The sequence below is a fragment of the Bradyrhizobium campsiandrae genome (assembly GCF_014529705.1).
Lineage (GTDB): Bacteria > Pseudomonadota > Alphaproteobacteria > Rhizobiales > Xanthobacteraceae > Bradyrhizobium > Bradyrhizobium campsiandrae.
Window position 1 is genome coordinate 74,286 of sequence record NZ_JAANIH010000040.1, and the last position, 7,171, is coordinate 81,456.

6 protein-coding genes are annotated in these 7,171 nt (G+C 64.0%); 3 read left to right on the forward strand and 3 right to left on the reverse strand.

Features of this window, described 5'->3' with window-relative positions:
• Nucleotides 1-2 precede the first annotated feature (2 nt).
• Nucleotides 3-794, forward strand: coding sequence for a Bax inhibitor-1/YccA family protein (locus G8O24_RS26640; protein ID WP_188104580.1), 792 nt, complete (start codon nt 3-5; stop codon nt 792-794).
• A gap of 191 nt (nt 795-985) precedes the next feature.
• Nucleotides 986-1,516, forward strand: coding sequence for a GNAT family N-acetyltransferase (locus G8O24_RS26645; RefSeq protein ID WP_188104582.1), 531 nt, complete (start codon nt 986-988; stop codon nt 1,514-1,516).
• Between the two features lie 25 nt (nt 1,517-1,541).
• Here the strand turns inward: G8O24_RS26645 and G8O24_RS26650 are convergent, their stop codons facing one another.
• The 3 genes from G8O24_RS26650 to acnA form a co-directional block, all read right to left on the reverse strand.
• Nucleotides 1,542-1,913: a DUF2794 domain-containing protein gene (locus G8O24_RS26650; protein WP_188104584.1), complete on the reverse strand. Its 372-nt coding sequence runs from the start codon at nt 1,911-1,913 to the stop codon at nt 1,542-1,544.
• A 614-nt stretch (nt 1,914-2,527) separates the two neighbouring features.
• Nucleotides 2,528-3,307 carry a DUF1223 domain-containing protein gene (locus tag G8O24_RS26655; protein ID WP_188104586.1) on the reverse strand — a complete coding sequence of 260 codons (780 nt, stop codon included), beginning with the start codon at nt 3,305-3,307 and terminating at the stop codon, nt 2,528-2,530.
• A 219-nt stretch (nt 3,308-3,526) separates the two neighbouring features.
• Entirely contained in the window at nt 3,527-6,247 is a 2,721-nt protein-coding gene (gene acnA / locus G8O24_RS26660; RefSeq protein WP_188104587.1) for an aconitate hydratase AcnA, read from the reverse strand.
• Between the two features lie 240 nt (nt 6,248-6,487).
• Here acnA and ccmA point away from each other — a divergent pair, with 240 nt between their 5' ends.
• Complete coding sequence (ccmA, locus tag G8O24_RS26665) at nt 6,488-7,090, forward strand: heme ABC exporter ATP-binding protein CcmA (protein ID WP_188104589.1); 603 nt, start codon at nt 6,488-6,490, stop codon at nt 7,088-7,090.
• Nucleotides 7,091-7,171: the final 81 nt, after the last annotated feature.

Sequence of the window (7,171 nt, forward strand, 5' to 3'; positions counted from 1 at the left end):
CCATGTCGGACCTAGACCGCAATTACGCTTCTCCTTTCGGCAGGGCCGCCGGGCGTGTTGACGCCGCGACGGTCGATGCCGGTCTGCGCGCCTACATGCTGCGCATCTACAATTACATGAGCATTGGCCTTGCCATCACCGGCCTTGCCGCGCTCGGTGTCTACATGGCTGCCGTCACTGACGTTCCGACCCCGGAAGCCGTCCGCGTCGGCAAGCTGTTCCTGACGCCGTTCGGCTACGCCATGTTCGTGAGCCCGCTGAAATATCTGTTCATGCTGGCGCCGCTCGCCATGGTGTTCGTGATCTCGGCCGGCATCAACCGCCTGGCACCCTCGACCGCCCAGATCCTGTTCTGGGTGTTCTCGGCGCTGATGGGCATCTCGCTGTCCTCGATCTTCCTGGTGTACACGCACACCTCGATCGTGCGGGTGTTCTTCATCACCGCGGCGACCTTCGGCGCGCTGAGCCTCTACGGCTACACCACCAAGCGTGACATGAGCGGCATGGGCTCGTTCCTGTTCATGGGCCTGATCGGCATCATCATCGCGAGCCTGGTGAACCTGTTCCTGGCCAGCACCGCGCTGCAGTTCATCGTCTCGGTGGTCGGCGTGCTGGTGTTCGCGGGCCTCACCGCCTGGGATACGCAGCGGCTGAAGAACGACTACATCTACGGCTACGCCTCGGCCGGCGGTGACATCGCCGAGCGTGCGGCCATCACCGGTGCGCTGTCGCTGTATTTGAACTTCATCAACCTGTTCACGCTGCTGCTGCAGCTGCTCGGCCAGCGCGACTAAGCGCACGAGACCGGACAAGACCCGAGAGAACGGACACGAACCCCGGCCGCAAGGCCGGGGTTTTTGTTTGGGCCGGGGTAGGCGCCGCAAACACCGTCATTGCTTCGTCGCAAGGGCTCCTCGCAATGACGGAGTGTGTGGAAGCCCCGTTACCCCTTCCAGCGCCCACGGGAACGCTCTAATCTTTCCCCATGACCGCACCCGAAATCAGGCCCACGCTTGAGGCCGACCTCCCCGCCATCACCGCCATCTATCAGCAGGCCGTCCGCGAGGGCACCGCGACGTTCGAGCTGGATCCGCCTGACCTCGCCGAGATGACGCGCCGCTACCGCGCCCTGGTCGACGGCGGCTATCCCTATTTCGTCGCGACCGTCGACGGCCACGTTGCCGGCTACGCCTATGCCGGTGCCTACCGGCCGCGGCCGGCCTACCGCTTCACGGTCGAGAACTCGATCTATCTCGATCCCGCCTTCCACCGCCGCGGCATCGGCTCGCTGCTGCTGGAGCGCCTCATTACCGCATGCGAGGCGCGCGGCTTCCGCCAGATGATCGCCGTCATCGGCGATTCCGCCAATGCCGGCTCGATCGGCGTGCACACCAGAGGCGGCTTCAAGATGATCGGCACGCATCCGAATGTCGGCCTGAAATTCGGCCGCTGGCTGGATACGGTGATGATGCAGCGCGACCTCGGCGAGGGCGCGAGAAGCGTGCCGGCAAAGTAGGTCTCGTACGACCTCCTACCCGTGGTCAGACCACCGCCAGCTTGCGATCGATCACCAGCAGCACACGCTCGAGCTCGTGGCCGCGGCGCAGGATCAGGCCGGTCGCCGAGATCACGCTGTACATGCCTTGCTTGCGCGCGAGCCGCGGATCTTTCTCGATGCGGTAGATCGGCACTTCGGAGGCGCGGCGATAGACCGAGAACACGGCCCGGTCCTTCAGGAAATCGATGGCATAGTCGCGCCACTCGCCATCGGCGACCATCCGGCCGTAGAGATTGAGAATTCGATTCAGCTCGAGCCGGTTGAACGTCACACGGTTCGGCTGGGCATTCGCAGTGGCGGGACGCGCCACTGCGCGCTGCTCGCTCGGATCGGCATCCTCCGACGTCAAACTCATGGGGCGCCTCCTCATCGCGTCAGCATGACCGCCTCCGCGAAGACCGTCCCCGGAGCCGCGGATCATGACATCTGTATGATTGCGCCAACTGTTCCCCGCCGCAAGGGGCTCTTGAGCGCTCCCTCAGGGACCGGGTTCGCCGCCGCGGCCTGCCGGCGAATCATGGCACACGCCACGGTGGAACTTCTCAGCGGCAAACCGTCACGGGATCGTTAGCAGGAATCACAGGATCGCCGCTTTTCCGCCAACCGCCTGCCGCCCTGCATTGCGAAAAGACTTGTGTGCGTTGACCCGGTCCTTTCGGTTCCGGATTCCTCAGCCCCCAGCCCCCCGGGGCCGGACAGGATCGGGTCTGTACGCGCGACAAGGAGGGCCAACGCGAGTTGGTCCTTTTTTGTTTGGGTCGGGATGTTGCTGTCGCGACGAAACTCTCTCCGAACAGCCGCGCTTCAGCCTTTCTCCTCCTCCTGAGGAGCCGCGCCTGCGCGGCGTCTCGAAGGATGAAAGGCCAAGCTGCGTCAGCGTGGGCCTGCATGGTTCGAGACGCGCGCAAGGGCGCGCTCCTCACCACGAGGGGTTCGAGTAGTTGCGTATCGGAAGAGACGCGCTGCGCTTCAGTGCAGCGACGTGTACGCCGCGCCCAGCATCGCACCCGGCTTCTCGCGGTTGCCGTCCTGGACATAGACCACGGCACCGTCGACGCCGTCGCGCGAGGTCAGATTCTCGAGCGGCACGGTCCAGCTCTCCGGATGTCCGTTCCAGTCGCCGACCTTGAGCAGATTGCGCACGACGTTGTGGTAGGTGATCTGCTGTCCGCGGTTCTCGCCGCGGCTGATCTCGATCGGCACCGATTTCGAGATCGAGCAGATCCAGACCTCGCCATGCGAGACCGTCGGCTCCTTGCTCGCGGCGACCGAGACGTTGATCTGCTTGCCGGCGAGCGACATCGTCACCGGCACGCTCATCACACCCGCACCCATGTCGGTCTTGCCGATCGCATTTTCGATGCCGTCGCGATCGCTGCCGATGACATGCGTCGCACCGTTGACCACGACCTGCGGCGTATAGACCTCGCGGTCGCCGCGCATGCGCGAATAGGCGCGCTGCCGCGCCGAGAAACGTGAATCCGCCAGCGTGTCCTTCCAGCCGAGATAATCCCAATAATCGATCGGCATGCTCAGCGCGATGATCGAGGGATCCTTGGCGAGGTCGCCGATCACCTTGTCGGCAGGCGGGCAGGACGAGCAGCCCTGCGAGGTAAACAATTCGACAACGGCGCGGGGGTCGGCCTCGGCAGGACGGATGACGGCGACGATGGCGCAGATGCCGAGTGCTCCCGACCAAAGCGCGCCGGACCATCGCGAAACGAAATTAGAAGCCATCATTCCAGTCATGTTGAACGTCACACATGGTAGGTCGTGGGGGGGAGATCTTATCGCCTGATGGTCACCGTAGTCTTACGGGCGCTGCAGTTTCAACCGACCAAGACGCGCTGTGCGCCGGACGGGCCCATCTGAAACATGCCACAAACGTGCGAAGGCGGCCTTGTGATAGGCCGCCTTCGTTTAACCTTCTACTCACGTCGCGGTGAGCCATCGTTCACAAATTCGCGCTTAAGCCGCGAGCTTGCGCAGCACATAGTGCAAAATACCGCCGTTCCGGTAGTAATCGAGCTCGTCCAGCGTATCGATGCGGCAGAGCAGCGAAACGCGCTGCAACGAACCGTCGCCGGAGACGATCTCCGCGGTCAGCTTCTGGCGCGGCTTGAGGTCGCCGACCAGGCCACGCAGCGTGACCTTCTCGTCGCCCTTCAGGCCGAGCGAGGACCAGGAGGTCCCTTCCTCGAAGGTCAGCGGCAGCACGCCCATACCGACGAGGTTGGAGCGATGGATGCGCTCGAAGCTCTGGCAGATCACGGCGCGCACGCCGAGCAGACGGGTGCCCTTCGCAGCCCAGTCACGCGAGGAGCCGTTGCCGTATTCGGCGCCGGCGAACACGACAAGCGGCACCTGCTCCTGCTGGTACTTCATCGCGGCGTCGTAGATCGACATCTGCTCGCCGTCGGGCCAGTGCTTGGTGAGACCGCCTTCCGGAATGTTGCCGTCGGCGCCCTTGAGCATGAAGTTCTTGATGCGGATGTTGGCGAAGGTGCCGCGCATCATCACTTCGTGGTTGCCGCGCCGCGTGCCGTACTGGTTGAAGTCGGCCGGACGCACCTGGTGCTCGCTGAGATATTTGCCCGCGGGCGAGGTGAGCTTGATCGAACCGGCGGGCGAGATGTGGTCGGTGGTGATCTTGTCGCCGAACATAGCAAGGATGCGCGCCTCGACGATGTCGGTGACCGGCTCCGGCTCCTTCTTCATGCCTTCGAAATAGGGCGGGTTCTGCACATAGGTCGAAGACATGTTCCAGCGATAGGTCTCGCTCTCGACCGTCTTGATCTTGCGCCAGTTGGCATCGCCCTTGAACACGGCGGCATATTTCTTCTTGAAGATCGCCGAGGTCACGAACTTCTTCATGAAGGCGTTGATTTCCTTCGTGGTCGGCCAGATGTCCTTCAGATACACTGGCTCGCCGTCCTTGCCTTCGCCGATCGGCTCGACGGCGAGGTTCTTGGTGACGCTGCCGGCGAGCGCGTGGGCGACGACCAGCGGCGGCGAAGCCAAATAGTTGGCCTGCACGTCAGGCGAGACGCGGCCTTCGAAGTTGCGGTTGCCTGACAGCACGGCGGCGGCGACGATGCCGTTCTCGTTGATCGACTTCGAGATCTCTTCCGGCAGCGGGCCGGAATTGCCGATGCAGGTGGTGCAGCCGAAGCCGACCAGGTTGAAGCCGACCTTGTCGAGATCTTTCTGCAGACCGGAATCGGCGAGATAGCCCGCCACCACCTGGCTGCCCGGGGCGAGCGAGGTCTTCACCCACGGCTTGGCCTTCAGGCCCTTGGCAGCCGCGTTGCGCGCCAACAGGCCCGCGCCGATCAGCACGCTCGGGTTCGAGGTGTTGGTGCAGGAGGTGATGGCCGCGATGACGACGTCGCCATGGCCGATCTGGTAGTCCTTGCCCTCGACGGCGAACCGCTTGTTGGGCTCCTCGGCCTTCTTGTATTCGGTGCCGAGCGCCAGCGAAAAACCTTCGGCGACCGACGGCAGCGCGATGCGGCCTTCGGGACGCTTCGGACCGGCCATCGACGGCACGACGTCGGCGAGGTCGAGCGTCAGCGTTTCCGTGAACACCGGATCGGCTGACTTGGCGGTGCGGAACAGACCCTGTGCCTTCGCATAGGCCTGCACCAGCGCAACGCGTGGCGCGGCACGGCCGGAGGTCTTGAGGTAATCGATCGCGGCGGCATCGACCGGGAAGAAGCCGCAGGTCGCGCCGTATTCCGGCGCCATGTTGGCGATGGTCGCCTTGTCGGCGACGGAGAGGTTGTCGAGACCGGGGCCGAAGAACTCGACGAACTTGCCGACGACGCCGAGCTTGCGCAGCATCTGCGTCACCGTCAGCACGAGGTCGGTCGCGGTGACGCCTTCCTTCATCGCGCCCTTCAGCTTGAAGCCGACGACGTTCGGCAGCAGCATCGACAGCGGCTGGCCGAGCATGCAGGCTTCCGCCTCGATGCCGCCGACGCCCCAGCCGAGCACGGCGAGACCATTGACCATGGTGGTGTGCGAGTCGGTGCCGACGAGCGAGTCGGGATAGGCGACCTCGAAGGTGCCGGTCTTCTTGCCGACCGTCATCTTCTCCTTCTTGGTCCACACCGTCTGGGAGAGATATTCGAGATTCACCTGGTGGCAGATGCCGGTGCCGGGCGGCACGACCGAGAAGTTCGAGAACGCCTTCTGGCCCCACTTCAGGAACTCATAGCGCTCCTGGTTCTGCTTGTACTCTTCAGTGACGTTCTTGGCGAAAGCCTTGTTGTCGCCGAAGAAGTTCACGATCACGGAGTGGTCGATGACGAGGTCCACCGGGACCAGCGGGTTGATCTTTTCAGCATCGCCGCCGAGCTTCTGCATCGCGTTGCGCATCGCGGCGAGGTCGACGACGGCGGGCACGCCGGTGAAGTCCTGCATCAGCACGCGGGCCGGGCGGAACGCGATCTCATGCTCCAGCGACTTCTTGCGCAGCCATTTGGAGACCGCGACGATATCTTCCTTCTTGACCGAGCGGCCGTCCTCATTGCGCAGGAGGTTTTCGAGCAGGACCTTCATCGAATAGGGAAGCTTCGAGATGCCCTTCAGACCATTCTTCTCGGCCGTGGGCAGGCTGTAATAGACATAGGTCTTGGCGCCGACCTTGAGGGTCTTTTTGCATTTGAAGCTGTCGAGCGAGGTCATGTAGGAAATCCCAATTGTTAGACATACCCGGCAGGGTATTTTAACACCGTCAGCGGAGCAGGCTGGATGGCTTGCGGGGGCAGGTTGAGTTGCTGCATCAAGTAGTTCCGGGCTTATAGAAGTTTTCTAACCGCGCCGCCACAGCCACATCAAACCCGAGCAAGTCGCGAGCCAAAAATTCTGATGCGCTACCCCAAGATTTCCTGAGGCCCGGCTTTGAATGTGACGGCACCAGTCAAGATGCGGCTGTCCGGACGCGGGGTCGCCTGCGTGCGCGGCGGCCGCGAGGTGTTTTCCGGGCTCGATTTCGAGGCCATCTCCGGCGAAGCCGTGGCGGTGGTGGGGCGCAACGGGGCGGGCAAAACCTCGCTGCTGCGGCTGATCGCCGGCCTGCTCGTTCCGGCCGGCGGCACGATCGCGCTCGACGGCGGCGATACCGAGCTGACGCTGCCGGAGCAGTGCCACTATCTCGGCCATCGGGACGCGCTGAAGCCGGCTCTGAGCGTGGCGGAAAATCTGTCATTCTGGGCCGATTTTCTGGGCGGCGAGCGGCGTGATGCGACGGAAAGTCTCGCCACGGTCGGGCTCGACCATGCCACCCATCTGCCCGCGGGCTTCCTGTCGGCGGGACAGCGCCGCCGCCTCTCGCTGGCCCGGCTGCTGACGGTCCGGCGGCCGGTCTGGCTGCTGGACGAGCCGACCAATGCGCTTGATGTCGCCGGCCAGGACATGTTCGGCGGCCTGATGCGCGAGCATCTTGGCCGCGGCGGAATGATCATCGCGGCGACCCATGGGCCGCTGGGGATCGAAGCGCGCGAACTGCGGATCGGGGGGACGGCGTGATTCCGACGGACCCTCAGCTTTCCAAGCGGCCGGGCGCCGCCGTCTCCGTTCCCTCCCCCCTTGTGGGGGAGGGTCGGGGAG

Bases quoted from the DNA above. Each gene is read 5' to 3' on its own strand.
- G8O24_RS26640 (WP_188104580.1), top strand. From the start codon at position 3: ATGTCGGACCTAGACCGCAATTACGCTTCTCCTTTCGGCAGGGCCGCC.
- G8O24_RS26645 (WP_188104582.1), top strand. From the start codon at position 986: ATGACCGCACCCGAAATCAGGCCCACGCTTGAGGCCGACCTCCCCGCC.
- G8O24_RS26650 (WP_188104584.1), bottom strand. From the start codon at position 1,913: ATGAGTTTGACGTCGGAGGATGCCGATCCGAGCGAGCAGCGCGCAGTG.
- G8O24_RS26655 (WP_188104586.1), bottom strand. From the start codon at position 3,307: ATGACTGGAATGATGGCTTCTAATTTCGTTTCGCGATGGTCCGGCGCG.
- acnA (WP_188104587.1), bottom strand. From the start codon at position 6,247: ATGACCTCGCTCGACAGCTTCAAATGCAAAAAGACCCTCAAGGTCGGC.
- ccmA (WP_188104589.1), top strand. From the start codon at position 6,488: ATGCGGCTGTCCGGACGCGGGGTCGCCTGCGTGCGCGGCGGCCGCGAG.